Origin of the sequence: Rhizobium glycinendophyticum (assembly GCF_006443685.1) — a bacterium.
GTDB lineage: Bacteria > Pseudomonadota > Alphaproteobacteria > Rhizobiales > Rhizobiaceae > Allorhizobium > Allorhizobium glycinendophyticum.
Genome location: NZ_VFYP01000001.1, coordinates 923015 through 937411, shown reverse-complemented (window position 1 = coordinate 937411; position 14397 = coordinate 923015). Strand labels below are relative to the sequence as shown.

The window sequence follows — 14397 nt, the reverse complement described above, 5'->3', positions numbered from 1 at the left end:
CGTCCGCCGTCAGTTGGTCTTGGCGAGTACCGTGAAGCCGGCAGCGGTGAAGATGGCATGGGCCTTGCCGCCCTGCAAGTAAGCGAGGAAGGCGGCGGCTTCGGGATTCTTGCTGTCGGTGGTCACGGCTGCCGGATAGACGATGGCCGGGTGGCTTTCTTCGGGGAAGCGATCGAGGATTTTCACACCCGCATCGACCTTGGCGTCGGTCTCGTAGACGATGCCGAGAGGGGCTTCCGTGCGCGAGACCAGCAGCAGGGCCGCGCGGACATTCTCGGCCTGGGCCACCTTGTCCTTGACGCTCTGCCAGACGCCAAGCTTTTCGAGCGCCGCCTTGCCATAGGTTCCGGCGGGGACAGCATCGACATTGGCCATGGCCAGGCGGCCATCACCCAACAGGGTCGCCAAGGGGAAGCTTTCGCCGATGGTGGCGGTTAACGTGGAATCCTTCGGTGCGACGAGCACAATGCGGTTGCCGAGCAGGTTGACGCGGGTGGCGGACTTGATCCTGCCGGCCTTGTCGAGATGATCCATCCACTTCAGATCGGCAGAGATGAAGACGTCAGCGGGCGCGCCTTCCTCGATCTGCTTGGCGAGAGCCGAACTGCCGGCGAAGGACAAGCGGACCTCGTTGCCGGTTTCGGCCTTCCAGTCCGCGGCGATTGTCTCGACGCTTTCTTTGAGGCTTGCCGCGGCGAAGACTGTGATGGGATCGGCGGCTTCTGCACGCCCTGCCGCAAGGGTGGCAGGCGAGAGTTGAGCCACAATCGCGCCAAGGGCGAGGACGGCAACCTTCGTGAATTTACGCATGAAAAATCCCCATCGATATATTTCCTTGGATATATCGATAGCCAAAAGGAAAACCGCCTGCAAGGTACAGGCGGCTTCGGAATTCTTCAGTATTTGAGCTGAGCGATGCTCAAGAGCAGGTCGGCAGAGATGCTCGCGCTGCCGCCGGACAGGATCGAGACTGCCGTCGTATCATAACTGGCATTTTCGGTGTCATACATGGCGGTGTAGCGTTCGATCAAGCGCTGCAGCTTTTTCGGGTCCTGAAGGTCGGACAGCTCAAGCTGCGATTTGATCACCTTGGCCTGAGCGTCAACATCCATGTTGGAGAAATCCTCGGTGTAGCCGAAGATGGTGCGGAAGACTTCCGTCAAAGCGTCATCGGCGATGATCTCATAGGCGTCGGTAATCGTCGGCGCCGTGCGCTCGAAATAGAGCGCGAGGCGAACAGCTTCACTGCTCTCGCCTTCGTTCTCTTCCAGTGTCTGGCGCATATAGAGATTGACGGTCTCGAGCGTCTCGCCGCGCTGCTGGACTGTGCCCAAGGTCTCGCGGGTCAGCTTGCCCTCGCTGTCGAAGTTGAAGGATGCGACCAGTTCAGCCCATTTGTTGCTGGACTGCTGATTGACGAAGCTCTTCGGGTCGGACAGATCGGAAGCGAATATCTGCTTGAGGAAATCGTCGCTCACCGTCTCATCCAGGCCGTAGGCACCGATCACCACATCGATGATGCCGCGATCGGACAACAGGTCATCGACCGTCTCCACGCCCTGAATGTTTTCCTGGTAGTAGGTCGCCGCCTTGGTTGCGGTTTCCTTGGTTGTCTTCAGCTCGGTCCCCTCAAGAAAACGGGACTTGTTGATGATGTAGTCCTTCGAAATCATCGTGGCGGCGAAAGTGCTGTGGGCCTGCAGCGGCGCGTCGATATTGCCGTCACTGTCGAAGTTGAACAGCTTCGACATTTCAATCAGACGTTCATCCTTGGATTTGTTGGCATAGCTCTCCGGATCGGTGAAGTCGCTGGTCAGCGCCTTGCGCAGTTCCGTGTTGCTGAACTCGCTGGATTCGAATCCAAAGGTGCGCTGCAATATCAGCTTCAACGAAGCGTTGTTCAGAATGTCATCGACCTTGGTGACCTTGGCCATGCCGGTCTTGAATGTCTCGATGAGGGCCGTCTTCTTCTCTTCGTCGGCGTCGTCGTAATAGGTGGCAAAATTGCTGTTCGTCGTGGCGAGCTGCGTGCTGGACTGAGCAGCCGAATCGGCCTTGACCGCACCCGTGGTGTCGAAGTTGAACTTCTGCGCCAGCGCTACCCAGGCATCGCCGCCATTGGTGACGGCGTAGTTGTCCGACGCGGTGAGATCACTGGTGACGATGCTCTTGAACACCGACGACGTGACCGTGCTGTCGAGCTGGAAAGCTGTCTTTACGTAGTTGAACAGGCGGCTGTCGGAGGTGATGTCGGTGACGGAGTCAACGCTGCCGATCTTGGAGGCGTAGTATGCCTTCTCGCGCTCCAGATAGTAATTGCTGACATAGGTCTGCTCTTCGTCGACATAGAGGGAGATTGTCGCCTCCTTCTGAGTATCGGTCTGCGCCTTGGTATCGGAAAGGCTGCCGTCGCTGTTGAAATTGAATGCTTTGGCCAGTTTCAGGAAGCCGGCAGCGTCCTGGCTCTTGTTCTTCACCAGTTGGTTCACATAGCTGTTGCTATCGGTCACATCACTCGTCAGCACCTTCAGGATGTGATCCTTACTGTAATAGGTGCCGTCGATGCCATAAGCGTTCAAGGCGTAATTCAGCAGCCGTGATGTCCCGACCAGGCTCTGGGCGCTGGTGATCGTATCGATCCGTTGATCGTAGTAGTTGCTTTCCGCCTCCAGTGAATCGCTTTCGGCCGCGAGTGCCGCTTCGTATTGCTCCAGCATCTTCGTCTGCTGCGCATCCGTCTGGCCGTCTGCAGTTTCTTCGGTGAACTGAAAGGCGGCGGCGAAACTGCGGTAGCGGTCGTCGCTCAGCTGGTTGGCGAAGCTCTTTTCGTCGTTCAGATCGCTTTCCAGAACCTTTTTCATGAAAGCCTTGGCATAGGTCATCTCTTCGAGACCATGGGCCTTCATCGCATAGGAATAGAGCTGATAATCGTCGAGAAACTCGTCGACCGAGGTGACCTTGTCGATGTTGTCCTTGAAGTACTGGGTCTGGCGCGCGACGGTGCTGTCCGAGGCCACGCGGTCGAGGCTTCCCTTCAGGTCACGGGTGACCAGATTGTAGCTCAGAAAGGTAGAAACCATCGGGCATTCCTCGGCAAAGATACAGACAGCGCGAATCGCAGTATGCGCCTCAATTCTTGCCTGGAGCTTTATGAAATCCTGAAGAAGCGGATCGAAGTGGCGATTTCCGTCGCACGACCGCTCCTGTTTCCGGGACTATCGCCGTGCGGCTGTCTCTCCCTGAAACAGGGCGAACAAACATTCACTTTTTCGAAACCCTGCCCGATATGACAAAACTAACCATTTGAGACCGCAAGGTTTTTTTTACCGCAATTTTTAAGCTGTCTCGAAGGGGGCGTGGCTATCTTGGCGCCATAGAGGACGCAAAGTCCCGAACAGACGAGCACATGACGCGCTCTCGGGTAAAACAAGGGTAGCATGAAGATGACGAACACCGTTTTGAAGCCTGCATGGGCCGGCGCCACCTTGCGATTGGACCCTGCACGGTTCCCTCAGCAGGTCACCTACGCTTTGCGCGGAGCCTCGGGAGACGTGACGATCACCATCGACGAACGCGGCGCCGTGCTGCGCAAGATCCTGGCCGGCAGCGGCCTTCCGCTTTCCTTCGCTCTTCCTGCCCGCGCCTTCAAGGGTGTGGCGGCCCGTGCCATCGATCATGGTGACGGCGAAGTCACCGTAACGCTGGAACTGCATCACGACGATCCGGAACTGTGCATCCCGCTTCTGGTTGCTCACGACCTGTGCGACATCGCCGCCGACTGGCGCGGATGGTCGGATGCGTTCCGTATTCCGATGCTGATGGTCGAGGCGGATGGCGTTGCACGGCCGCTGGAAGAGCATATCGGCGAGGTGCGCACCAAGGAGACACAGCCGCGCCGCCGCCATTCCTATTTCGCCGAGCGCCGTCCGCGCTTCCTGGTGCGTCGCACCACCGGCAAGCTGGGTGTAACCATGAAGATTTCCGGAAAGGAAATCATCGCCCGCAACTGATTGTGTCCTGAGACGGGACAAAAAAGAGGCCCGGAAGGCGACTTCCGGGCCTCTTGCGTTTGGGGTTTTGGTCAGACGACCCGTCTCATAGGGAAACAGATCCGGAGCGTGCGGCAATCCGGTTTCAAGACATCGCTCATGCAAACGGCAGCGCCAGCACCAGACCGGCAAAGATGATCAGGCCGACACGATTGTTGGACTTGAAAAGTTTGAGGCATTGGGCGCCGTCGTCGATATCGAGCACCTTGATCTGCCAGCCGAGAAGAGCGCCTGCGGCCAGCAGCCCAAAGATCGCCGGCCAGGCGGCGCCGGCCACCAGGAAGGCCACGAGCAGCAGGACCAAGGTGAGGCCATAGAGCCCGACCAGCCAGATCTTCGTGTCGTCGCCAAACAGCCGGGCTGTGGAACGCACGCCGACCAGGGCGTCATCCTCTTTGTCCTGATGGGCGTAGATGGTGTCGTAGCCGATGGTCCAGGCAACAGCACCGGCATAGAGGAGGACAGCGGCGAGCGACAGATTGCCGTGAAGGCCTGCCCAGCCCATCAGCCCGCCCCAGGAGAAGGCGAGCCCGAGGAAGAATTGCGGCCAGTCGGTGAAGCGCTTGGCGAAGGGATAGATCGCGACGATGACGAGCGACAGGATGCCGAGCATGATCGAAAACGTGTTGAAGCAGAGCAGAACGACGAGACCGACAAGCGCCTGCAACACCATGAAGATCTTGGCGTTTTTCCGCGTTATGCGACCCGAAGGCAGCGGACGCGAGCGGGTGCGCGCCACCTTGTCGTCGATCTCGTGGTCGACGAGGTCATTATAGGTGCAACCTGCGCCACGCATGGCAACCGAGCCGAGGAAAAACAGGACAAGGTGAAAGGCGAAAAGGCCGAGGTTCAACCGGCCTTCAGCGGCAAGTGTGTTGGCGGCGAGCGCCGAGGACCAGAAGCAGGGCCACATCAGCAATTGCCAGCCGATCGGGCGATCCCAGCGGGCGAGCTGGGCATGCGGCCAGAGCCATCGCGGCAGAATGCGATAGACGAAGTTGTCGGAAGGCGCGTCGATGACGCGGTCGATGTTCGGATCGGCTGTGCTCATCCCCTGTTGATAGAGCATGGGCGGGGTCAAGAAAACCGCCCCCTGCCCTTCCCGATCGAAAATCCGCTGCGGCCCTTTGTCAGTCGAAACTGACGCCGAACTTGTAGCTGGCGGAGACGCCGAACATCAGCTGGTTGCGGGTGCCTTCTTCCCGGACCAGGCTCGAATCCCCGGCCGGACCGGCCAGATGCTTGTATTCGGTGAAGGCGCTCATTGAGAGCTTGTCGGTAGCATCCCAGGTGATCGCGCCGCCCGCTCCATAAGAGGTGATACCGCCATCGGGATCGTATTGGCTGAGGCCGGAGGCGGCGGATTCGGCGGCGTTCACGCCGTAATAGGCTTGGGTATAGCCGCTCGTGGCGTAGGTCATGCGCGGGCCAGCCGAGACGCGCAAACCGGGCGCGATATCGGTGAAGGCATCGACGGCGATATCGGCGACCAGTCCGTCATGGGCGCGGATGCCCTGGCGCAGCTCGGCACGGGCGCGCAGGTAATCGGTGATATAAAGGTCGGCAAAGCCGCCGAGTTCACCGCCCCATTTGACTTCGGAGAGGCCTTTCAGCGCATCGTCGGTGCCGGCGTCACGCCCGGGCACGAACTTGCCGACGACGCCGGCGCGCAGGACGTCGGTGTCGTAGATCGCAAAGCTCGGATTATCGTTGCGGGACGAGAAACGTGGTGCGCCCCCGCGACCGACGGAGATAATCGGCTGGAAGAACAGCTTGCGGTTCTTGGAGCCTTCGAACGTGGGGGCGGAAATGCCGGCGCCACCCAGTGTCACATACCAGTTGCCGGAGAAGAAGCCATCGGCCAGGGCCGGCGAAGCGACGAGCGCCACGGATGCGGCGAGAAGAGAGGCGAAACGCGCCTTGTGCATGGTGACCCCCAGAGAAACGCAGAACGACAGACTGGCAGGGCACGGGCCTTGCTTTCGCTCAATATCGCGGAAATCCGTTACAACACATTTAACCACGATAGGCGCTCCGATTGGGCGGCGACCATCACTTGAAACGATGGACCAATCAGCCAAGTTGCTGATGAGGCATAGGGAATCGACCCAATGACGGCGACAGTGGCACCATCGCGGGATTTCCCCTGGGCGCGGCCAATTTATCCTTGACCTCTCCCGCCGCAGCACCTTTCCTGCAGGCAACGAGAACAGGAGAGCCGCCATGGCCGTCGATACGTCTGCCCGCACCCCCACCTTCACCTATGTCGATGGCGACTGGTTTTCCGGCAATCCGCCGCTGATCGGGCCGGCTTCGCATGCCATGTGGCTGGGCTCGACCGTGTTCGACGGCGCGCGCTGGTTCGATGGCATCGCGCCGGATCTCGACCTGCATTGCGAACGCGTGAACCGCTCGGCCGTCAACATGGGCCTGAAGCCGGTGGTGGAGGCGAAGGAAATCGAGCGACTGGCCTGGGAAGGCATCGGCAAGTTTGACGGCCGGACGGCAATCTATATCAAACCGATGTATTGGGCAGAGCACGGGCAGATGGGATCGGTCGTCGCGGCCGATCCGGATTCGACCCGCTTTGCGCTTTGCCTGTTCGAGGCGCCGATGCACACCGCCAAGCCCTCGTCGCTGACGGTATCGCCCTTCCGCCGGCCGTCGCCGGAAACGGCGATGACCGAGGCGAAGACCGGCAGCCTTTATCCGAACTCCGGCCGGATGATCATCGAAGCCCGTTCACGTGGCTTCGACAATGCGCTGGTGCGCGACATGAACGGCAATGTGGTGGAGACCGCCTCCTCCAACGTGTTCATGGTGAAGGATGGCGTGGTCTATACGCCCGCCGCCAACCGCACCTTCCTTGCCGGCATCACCCGCGCCCGGATCATTGGACTGCTGCGCCATGCCGGTTTCGACGTTCGCGAAGCGACGCTGTCGGTCGAGGATTTCATGAATGCCGACGAGATTTTCCAGACCGGCAATTATTCCAAGGTGGTGCCGGTGACGCGGCTCGATGATGCGCAGTTCCAGGAGGGGCCGGTGACGCGCAAGGCGCTTGACCTCTACATGGATTGGGCGAAATCCAGCCATGGGACGGATGGCTGATCCGGGGTTCAGAAACTCTTGCCGGAGACCGGCTCCGTGCGGTCCTTCAGCCGGACGAAGCGGAAGCCGCGGGCCTTCAAGTCGAGGATGCCCTTGACCACGCCTTCGCCGGCCTCATGGGTCGGCTGGTTGATGTGCGAGATGATCACGTCCCCGTCTTTTGCGCGGTGATATTGGCGGGCTACGCCTGAAGCGCCTAGGAGCGAGCCGCTGTCGCCATTGATTGAGTAACCCGCGACGCGGTAGCCGAGGGACTGGATTTCGGCAATGGCGCTCGGCGTATATTTGGCCGTCGCGCCGCGAAACCAGACGGGACGCTCGCCACCGGCAGCCATGATGGCCTCGGCCCCGCCCTCCACTTCGGCAGCCACGGCTTCAGAAGATCCGGCCGTCTTGATGCCGAAGATGGTCATCGGCACGTCGATGGCGGGAACGTGGTTTTCGCCGTGGTCCTCGATCTCGAACAGATCGGGATTGGCCCGCATCACGGCAAAGGCGGCGGCGTTGTGTTTCAGCCAGCGGGCCGTGACGAAGATCGTCGAGGGAATGCGGTTTTCGACCAGCGTGTCGAGAATGCGGTCGTCGACCTTGCCCATGCAGGCATCGAAGGTGAGCGCGACGGCCGGCCCTTCGTCCTTCACCTGGGCGATCGTCAGCTTAGGTTCGGTGAGGCGCGGCTTGGGTGAGACGGTCGAAGGCTTGGCCGGGGTCGGGACTGCTGCGCCGATCGAGGCAGCGCAGAACAGAGCGAGGCCCGAAAACCTCAAAGTGGTCATCATCGTCGTTCTCGTCTGCCTGTCGTTCGATCCCTGCCGTATGCAGCACGGCTGCACGGAACACTTGGCTTGAAGTCCTGCCGGGGCGGCTTTATCTCTGAAACCACACAGGCAGGCAATCTGCCTCGACATGATAAAGCGAGAAAACCTTGTCCGTTTTTAGAAACCTGCCCTCCCCGCCCGCCGCCGCCAAGAAACCCGTCTCCGATACCCGCCACGGGATCACCCGCACGGACGACTATGCCTGGCTGCGCGCCGACAACTGGCAGGCGATGTTCAAGGACACCTCGATCCTCGATCCCGAAATCCGCTCCTATCTGGAGGCCGAGAACGCCTATATGGACGCGGCGATGGCCGATACGAAGGCGCTGCAGGGCCAGCTCTTTGCCGAGATGAAGGGGCGCATCAAGGAAGACGATTCCTCGATCCCGATGAAAGACGGCCCCTTTGCCTATGGTTCCGCCTTCGTCACCGGCGGCGAGCAGCCGCGCTATTTCCGCATCCCGCGCGACGGCAATGCGAAGGACGAAACGATCCGCGAGCTTCTGCTGGACGGCGACAAGGAGGCAGCGGGCAAGGATTATTTCCGCCTCGCCGGCATCGACCACACGACCGATCATGCCTTCGGCATCTGGGGTTATGACGACAAGGGTTCGGAATACTTTACGCTGCGCGTCCGCGATCTCACCACCAAGCAAGATCTCGACGACGTCCTGGAAAACACCGCCGGCGGCGGTGTCTGGGCGCCTGATGGCAAGAGCTTCTTCTATACGCTGCAGGACGAGAACCACCGGCCGTCCAAGGTCTTTCACCATATCGTCGGCCAGCCGCAATCTGAAGATCGCCTTGTCTACGAGGAAAAGGACCCGGGCTTCTTCATGGGCGTGGGCGGCTCGCTACTGGACGATGTCATCTATATCGACATCCACGACCACGAGACCTCGGAATATCGGCTGCTCTCGACCAAGGACCTGACCGCCGAGCCGCAGCTGGTGGCCGAGCGCGAGGAAGGCGTCGAATATTCGATGACGGAAGGCGGCGACGTCTTCTACATCCTGACCAATGCCGATGGCGCCAAGGACTTCAAGATCGTCGAGGCACCGGTATCCGCACCGGGCAAGGCGAACTGGACAGAAGTCGTGCCGCATGAGCCCGGCCGGCTGATCCTCAACCATATGGCCTTTGCACGGCATCTCGTCTGGCTGGAGCGCCGCGAGGGTCTGCCCGTCATCATGATCCGCGACCGGACGTCCGGCGAAGAACATTCAATCGCCTTTGCCGAGGAAGCCTATTCGCTCGGCCTGCAGGGAGCTGCCGAATACGACACCGACGTCATCCGCTTCTCCTATTCGTCGATGACGACACCCTCGCAGTTGTTCGACTACAACATGGCGACGCGCGAGCGCACGCTTCTGAAGACCCAGGAAGTGCCGTCGGGCCATAACCCTGAGGACTACGTCACCCGCCGGGTGTTTGCCGAAGCGCATGACGGCGAGAAGGTGCCGGTCACCCTGCTCTATCGCAAGGATACGCCGCTCGATGGCTCCGCGCCCTGCCTGCTCTATGGCTACGGCGCCTATGGCATCACCATTCCGGCCGGCTTCAATACCAATTGCCTGTCGCTCGCCGATCGCGGCTTCGTCTATGCGATTGCCCATATCCGCGGCGGCAAGGACAAGGGTTTCTCCTGGTACGAAGACGGCAAGATGGAAAAGAAGGTCAATACCTTCAAGGACTTCATCTCAGCCGCCGACCACCTGGTGAAGGAGAAGTTCACTTCCTACGACCGGATCATCGCCGAAGGCGGATCGGCCGGCGGCATGTTGATGGGCGCGGTCGCCAACATGGCGCCGGAAAAATTCGCAGGCATCATCGCCGCCGTCCCCTTTGTCGATGTGCTCAACACCATGCTTGACGACACCCTGCCGCTCACCCCGCCGGAATGGCCGGAATGGGGCAATCCGATCGAGTCGGAAGAGGAGTATCGCTGGATCGCGGCCTATAGCCCCTATGACAATGTCGACAAGAAGCGCTATCCGCCGATCATCGCCCTCTCCGGCCTCACCGACCCGCGCGTGACCTATTGGGAGCCGACCAAGTGGATCGCGAAACTGCGCGCCACCGCGCCGGACGCCGGGCCATTCCTGCTGAAGACCAACATGGCCGCCGGCCATGGCGGCAAGTCGGGACGTTTCCAGCGGCTGGAGGAAATTGCGTTCGAATATGCCTATGCGATCAAGGTGGCGGGGAAGATGTAACGTCCAAAGGCCAACGGCCTTTGAGTGCAACGGGCTCGCTTCGACCGCTTTGGCGGAATCGGGGCGATCCCGTTTCTTGTCGTGATTCGCCGCTCTACTTTTTGCGCTCCGTTTCCGCAAGGGACATTTCTCGCGGTCAGGCAGGCCGCGCAAGCCTCGCGCAAGGTTGAAAGGTTAACAAAAGGTTAATTTTTCAACCGAGGTCTCCGCCATGAGGATCGAGAGCGGTCTCAGCAGCTATTCCTACCAAAGCCGTCACGTGCCGGGCACGGTCGTCGTCGACGATACGTCTTCGGAAGCAACGACCGCCACGTCCGGCCGCGCCACGGGCGCGAGCACGTTTTCGAGCACGCTTCTGTCCAACCAGCTGGCTTCGGCGCTCTGGACCGTCGACAGCGGACGCAAGACCTCCGTGCAACTCAACGGCGCCAGCACCAACGGCGACGACTCCAGTGAAAACGCGCGGCTGCAGATGGTCGAAGCCGCTTACCGCGAATACGAAGTGCCGACCGTCTACGACGAGTTCTAAGGTTACGATGCGGAGAAAAAGGTCGGCCGGCATGATGCCGCGCCGGCCTTTTTTTGTACTCCGTCTGCTGGCTCAATGATGGGCGTGACCGTGATGAGCATGCCCGTGGTGGGCATGGCCCAAATCGGAGTGGGCGGCATGACCGTGGCCGGGATTTGCCTCCGATGCGCAGCAACTCGATGTCAGCGTCACGGTCTCGCCTTTTCTCCACTCCTGATAACTCTGCGACAGGATCTGGGTCGACGAATAGAGAAAGAGGCCCGCCATGATGGCCGCCACGATCAGGTCCGGCCAGGCGGTCGCCGTTCCCCAGACGCCGAGGGCCGCAATCATGACGATGACATTGCCGATCGCGTCATTGCGCGAGCAGAGCCAGACGGAGCGGACATTTGCGTCGCCGTCCTTGTAGTTCATTAGCAGCAGGACGCTCGCCAGATTGGCTGCGAGCGCCAGGAAACCGATGGCACCCATGACCGGCGCTTCCGGCACGCCCTGGTAAAACACCCGGTGAAGCGTGGAGCCGAAAACCCAAAGCCCCATGAGAAACAGGCTGCCACCCTTGGCGGCGGCCGCGAGGCTGCGGGACTTCAAGGAGGCGCCGATGACGGCGAGCGAGATGCCGTAGGTGACAGCATCGGCAAAGAAGTCCAGCGCGTCGGCCTGCAGCGCCTGGGAGCGGGCGAGCTGACCGGCGGTCATTTCGACGATGAACATCGCCGCATTGATGACGATCACCATCCATAGGCGCCGCTTGTAGGTATCTGACATGCCGTCGAAAGGAGCATGGTCATGGCCGCAGGAAGCACTCATTCGTCTTGATCCTTCACGTCTTGATCTGATCACAAAGCAGCCTTACGATCTCTAGTGACTAGAGGTTCAAGAGGAAATTTCACGATGTATGCAATCGGCGATCTGTCGCGCCGGACCGGGGTCAAGGTGCCGACCATCCGCTATTACGAGCAGATGGGACTGATCTCGGCGCCGGACCGGACCGAGGGCAACCAGCGGCGTTATGAGAAGGCCGACCTTGAGCGGCTGGCCTTTATCCGTCATGCACGCGATCTCGGCTTTCCGATCGATGCGATCCGGGAACTGCTGACGCTGAGCCGCCATCCGGAAGAGCCCTGCGGGGCCGCCGACCGGATCGCCCGGGAGCAACTGGACGAGGTGCGCGAAAAGATCGCCAAGCTGAAGAAGCTTGAGGAGGAGTTGTCGCGGATCGTCTCACATTGCGGAAATCATACGATTGGCGACTGCTATGTGATCCAGGCGCTGGCCGATCACGGGCTGTGCGAACACGAGCACTGAAGGATAAGCGTTATGCCGGTGATCCGACAGAATAAGGCACCGCTTGAGACATGGAGCGGCACGGGCGTGAATGCCGAGCTCGGGCCTTACGAGGCACGATTGCTCTCAGATGCCGGCGGGCTGACGCAGTTCGGCGCCTTCGTCGAGACATTGATGCCCGGCGCCATGTCCTCGCACAAGCACTGGCACGAGCAGGAAGACGAATTCGTATATATGCTGGCAGGCACCGTTACGCTGAACGAGGGCGAAACGCTGACGGAAATGCAGCCGGGCGACGCCGCGACCTTCAAGGCAGGCGTGGCAATTGGGCACCGGCTGGAGAACCGGTCGGAGGCGCCGGCGACCTATCTGGTAGTGGGCACGCGCTCGCCTGACGATGTGGTGCATTACACGGACAAGGATCTGCTGCTGACCAAGGTGGGGTTCGAGAAGCGGCTGACCACGAAGGCGGGATTGAGCGTCGAGCGGTAAAACAGCACTCAGGCAGCCGACTCGATCTCGAACTCGAAATGGATCCGATCATACGGAAAGACAACGCCGTCATCGGCCCTGTCGATGACACCGCTCTTCACAAGGGTGTCGAGGTCTGCATGGACGGCCTTGAAGTCGCGGCCGACACGCCGCGCGACCTCCCGCATCGTCAAGACCCCCTGCCCCGTCATAACCTTGACGATCTCCAGACGCTTGGGTGTCAGGACCCGATGCAGCGCTTCCCAGGACGGAAAAATGAGGCTGGGCTCGGCTTGAAGTCCCGTTTGACCGCCAGCGGCCTTCATGACTTCAGCCACGGTCGCCATCGTCTGCTCCAGACTTTCGATCTTCACCTTCAGCGTTGCCATCCAACCATCCTTCCACATCCATAAGAAAGTCTGCGATCAATCCATCTATTCCGGTACGCGCACGGCAACCGGGACATGCCAGATCACGATTTCCACGAAGACGCCGTCGCGCACAAAATTGCGTATCCGACGGATCAAGGTTGCTCTGGCCATCTTCGCCCCGCACCTTTTGATGGAGTATACTCCATCAGCGCGTTACGGCAAAGATCCCGTTGACAATGGAACCAATTCGGCGCATCTAAGCCGCCATGATCGACATTCGCGCAACCATCACCTGCACGTATTTTTGGGCCTACCGGTAACCGGCGGCCCGACAAGATCACATTGTCAACAGGCCGCCGTCAGGCGGCCTTGTTGTTTTCCAGACGACTTTCCCCCTGACGGCGCAGAATAAGCAAAAGGGAAAGCAACATGACCGAAGACACCGACATCACCCTGCCCCGCCCGCCCGTGATCGCCATCCGGCACGCGAAGCCGCGCGACCTGCCGGAACTCAATGCGATGATTGCGGCGCTGGCCCAGCATCATGGCGACGCCTCTGCGATGACGCCGGAGAAGCTGGAACGCGATCTGTTCGGCCCCATGCCGTGGATCCAGGCGCTGGTTGCAGACGACGGCCAGGGCCTGATTGGCTACGCCATTCTGGTTCCACTCTATAGGGCGCAGGAAGGCAAGCGGGGCATGGATCTGCATCACCTCTTCGTGCGCGACGGCCAGCGTGGCAACGGCATCGGCCAGCATCTGGTCGACCGGGCCCGCGAGATCGCCCGCCAGGCCGGATGTGACTTCCTCTCGGTCTCGGCTGCCACGGGTAACGTCGCTGCGCATCGCTTCTACGAAAACATGGATTTCGTGCCGCGCCCGGTCACCGGCATGCGCTACTTGCATGCGTTGAACTAAGCACCCTTTTGCGCTGAGGACGGAGACTGGACATGACACGCATTGCCATTGCCCTGCAGAATGATTTCGCCGATTGGGAGCCTGCGCTTCTGATGGCGGCGGCCCGCTATTATCTGAACTGCGATGTGGTCACCGCCTCGCCGGACGGCGCTCCCGTCGTCTCGATGGGCGGGCTGAAGGTGATGCCCGACATCGGCTATGATGCAATCGACGCCGAGACGTTCGATGCCTTGGTTATTCCGGGCGGCTATGCCTGGGAGAAGGGCGTCGCTTACGACTTTACCGATCTTGCGGTGGCATTCCGCGACAAGGGCAAGGTCCTCGGCGGCATCTGTGCGGCGGCGAGCGGACTTGCCGCAACCGGCGTGCTGAACAATGTCGCCCATACCGGCAACGCGCTCGCCTCACACCAGCAGTATGCCACCTATCAGGGTTCCGAACATTACCGCGACCAGGCACCGGCGGTCCGCGACGGCGGCATTGTTACGGCGGCCGGCTCTTCGCCGGACACGTTCACCATCGAAGTGCTGAAAGCGCTCGACCTGTATGGGCCGGAGGCAGAGGCCGAGCTTTCCACATTTGCGGCAGAGCATCGCGGGTGACGATGCGGGGCTCAACGGTCTTTCG

The 14397-nt window shown here is 60.5% G+C and carries 15 protein-coding genes; 8 read left to right on the top strand and 7 right to left on the bottom strand.

Translation table 11 applies throughout. The annotated features are described in order from the left end of the window. Window positions 1–9: 9 nt before the first annotated feature. Window positions 10–810, bottom strand: coding sequence for a molybdate ABC transporter substrate-binding protein (gene modA / locus FJQ55_RS04495; protein ID WP_140826490.1), 801 nt, complete (start codon window positions 808–810; stop codon window positions 10–12). 86 nt (window positions 811–896) lie between these two features. Beyond that, complete coding sequence (locus FJQ55_RS04490; RefSeq protein ID WP_140826489.1) at window positions 897–3080, bottom strand: DUF1217 domain-containing protein; 2184 nt, start codon at window positions 3078–3080, stop codon at window positions 897–899. 363 nt (window positions 3081–3443) lie between these two features. On the opposite strand from FJQ55_RS04490, the gene FJQ55_RS04485 reads away from it, so the two are divergent. Then, complete coding sequence (locus FJQ55_RS04485) at window positions 3444–4010, top strand: DUF6101 family protein (protein ID WP_062278037.1); 567 nt, start codon at window positions 3444–3446, stop codon at window positions 4008–4010. Between the two features lie 136 nt (window positions 4011–4146). On the opposite strand, the gene ubiA is transcribed toward FJQ55_RS04485, so the two are convergent. Beyond that, window positions 4147–5100: a 4-hydroxybenzoate octaprenyltransferase gene (ubiA, locus tag FJQ55_RS04480; protein WP_140829078.1), complete on the bottom strand. Its 954-nt coding sequence runs from the start codon at window positions 5098–5100 to the stop codon at window positions 4147–4149. Between the two features lie 79 nt (window positions 5101–5179). Next, window positions 5180–5977 (bottom strand): MipA/OmpV family protein, encoded by a 798-nt coding sequence (locus tag FJQ55_RS04475; protein ID WP_140826488.1) that lies wholly within the window; start codon window positions 5975–5977, stop codon window positions 5180–5182. A 295-nt stretch (window positions 5978–6272) separates the two neighbouring features. Between FJQ55_RS04475 and FJQ55_RS04470 the strand changes: the two genes are divergently transcribed. Continuing rightward, entirely contained in the window at window positions 6273–7160 is an 888-nt protein-coding gene (locus FJQ55_RS04470) for a branched-chain amino acid aminotransferase (protein WP_140826487.1), read from the top strand. An 8-nt stretch (window positions 7161–7168) separates the two neighbouring features. On the opposite strand, the gene FJQ55_RS04465 is transcribed toward FJQ55_RS04470, so the two are convergent. After that, entirely contained in the window at window positions 7169–7939 is a 771-nt protein-coding gene (locus FJQ55_RS04465) for a polysaccharide deacetylase family protein (protein WP_140826486.1), read from the bottom strand. A gap of 146 nt (window positions 7940–8085) precedes the next feature. Here FJQ55_RS04465 and FJQ55_RS04460 point away from each other — a divergent pair, with 146 nt between their 5' ends. Both FJQ55_RS04460 and FJQ55_RS04455 read left to right on the top strand, forming a co-directional pair. After that, complete coding sequence (locus FJQ55_RS04460; RefSeq protein WP_140826485.1) at window positions 8086–10194, top strand: S9 family peptidase; 2109 nt, start codon at window positions 8086–8088, stop codon at window positions 10192–10194. Between the two features lie 211 nt (window positions 10195–10405). Then, the gene (locus FJQ55_RS04455; RefSeq protein ID WP_140826484.1) at window positions 10406–10723 is read left to right on the top strand and encodes a hypothetical protein; all 318 of its coding nucleotides are present in this window, start codon (window positions 10406–10408) and stop codon (window positions 10721–10723) included. Window positions 10724–10795: 72 nt separating this feature from the next. Here FJQ55_RS04455 and FJQ55_RS04450 read toward each other — a convergent pair whose 3' ends face one another. Continuing rightward, on the bottom strand, window positions 10796–11533 hold the full coding sequence (locus FJQ55_RS04450; RefSeq protein WP_140826483.1) for a cation efflux transmembrane domain-containing protein: 738 nt from the start codon (window positions 11531–11533) through the stop codon (window positions 10796–10798). Window positions 11534–11617: 84 nt separating this feature from the next. On the opposite strand from FJQ55_RS04450, the gene FJQ55_RS04445 reads away from it, so the two are divergent. Next, the gene (locus tag FJQ55_RS04445; RefSeq protein WP_140826482.1) at window positions 11618–12031 is read left to right on the top strand and encodes a MerR family transcriptional regulator; all 414 of its coding nucleotides are present in this window, start codon (window positions 11618–11620) and stop codon (window positions 12029–12031) included. A 12-nt stretch (window positions 12032–12043) separates the two neighbouring features. Beyond that, complete coding sequence (locus FJQ55_RS04440; protein ID WP_140826481.1) at window positions 12044–12502, top strand: cupin domain-containing protein; 459 nt, start codon at window positions 12044–12046, stop codon at window positions 12500–12502. 8 nt (window positions 12503–12510) lie between these two features. On the opposite strand, the gene FJQ55_RS04435 is transcribed toward FJQ55_RS04440, so the two are convergent. Next, window positions 12511–12870 carry an HVO_A0114 family putative DNA-binding protein gene (locus tag FJQ55_RS04435; protein WP_140826480.1) on the bottom strand — a complete coding sequence of 120 codons (360 nt, stop codon included), beginning with the start codon at window positions 12868–12870 and terminating at the stop codon, window positions 12511–12513. A 411-nt stretch (window positions 12871–13281) separates the two neighbouring features. Here FJQ55_RS04435 and FJQ55_RS04430 point away from each other — a divergent pair, with 411 nt between their 5' ends. Then, entirely contained in the window at window positions 13282–13770 is a 489-nt protein-coding gene (locus tag FJQ55_RS04430) for a GNAT family N-acetyltransferase (protein ID WP_140826479.1), read from the top strand. 32 nt (window positions 13771–13802) lie between these two features. Further along, entirely contained in the window at window positions 13803–14372 is a 570-nt protein-coding gene (locus FJQ55_RS04425) for a DJ-1/PfpI family protein (protein WP_140826478.1), read from the top strand. Window positions 14373–14397 lie beyond the last annotated feature (25 nt).

What these genes read in the sequence shown, in the direction of transcription:
- modA (WP_140826490.1), bottom strand. Translation starts at nt 810, where the DNA reads ATGCGTAAATTCACGAAGGTTGCCGTCCTCGCCCTTGGCGCGATTGTG.
- FJQ55_RS04470 (WP_140826487.1), top strand. Translation starts at nt 6,273, where the DNA reads ATGGCCGTCGATACGTCTGCCCGCACCCCCACCTTCACCTATGTCGAT.
- FJQ55_RS04490 (WP_140826489.1), bottom strand. Translation starts at nt 3,080, where the DNA reads ATGGTTTCTACCTTTCTGAGCTACAATCTGGTCACCCGTGACCTGAAG.
- FJQ55_RS04440 (WP_140826481.1), top strand. Translation starts at nt 12,044, where the DNA reads ATGCCGGTGATCCGACAGAATAAGGCACCGCTTGAGACATGGAGCGGC.
- FJQ55_RS04430 (WP_140826479.1), top strand. Translation starts at nt 13,282, where the DNA reads ATGACCGAAGACACCGACATCACCCTGCCCCGCCCGCCCGTGATCGCC.
- FJQ55_RS04485 (WP_062278037.1), top strand. Translation starts at nt 3,444, where the DNA reads ATGACGAACACCGTTTTGAAGCCTGCATGGGCCGGCGCCACCTTGCGA.
- FJQ55_RS04425 (WP_140826478.1), top strand. Translation starts at nt 13,803, where the DNA reads ATGACACGCATTGCCATTGCCCTGCAGAATGATTTCGCCGATTGGGAG.
- FJQ55_RS04455 (WP_140826484.1), top strand. Translation starts at nt 10,406, where the DNA reads ATGAGGATCGAGAGCGGTCTCAGCAGCTATTCCTACCAAAGCCGTCAC.
- ubiA (WP_140829078.1), bottom strand. Translation starts at nt 5,100, where the DNA reads ATGAGCACAGCCGATCCGAACATCGACCGCGTCATCGACGCGCCTTCC.
- FJQ55_RS04475 (WP_140826488.1), bottom strand. Translation starts at nt 5,977, where the DNA reads ATGCACAAGGCGCGTTTCGCCTCTCTTCTCGCCGCATCCGTGGCGCTC.
- FJQ55_RS04445 (WP_140826482.1), top strand. Translation starts at nt 11,618, where the DNA reads ATGTATGCAATCGGCGATCTGTCGCGCCGGACCGGGGTCAAGGTGCCG.
- FJQ55_RS04450 (WP_140826483.1), bottom strand. Translation starts at nt 11,533, where the DNA reads ATGAGTGCTTCCTGCGGCCATGACCATGCTCCTTTCGACGGCATGTCA.
- FJQ55_RS04465 (WP_140826486.1), bottom strand. Translation starts at nt 7,939, where the DNA reads ATGATGACCACTTTGAGGTTTTCGGGCCTCGCTCTGTTCTGCGCTGCC.
- FJQ55_RS04435 (WP_140826480.1), bottom strand. Translation starts at nt 12,870, where the DNA reads ATGGCAACGCTGAAGGTGAAGATCGAAAGTCTGGAGCAGACGATGGCG.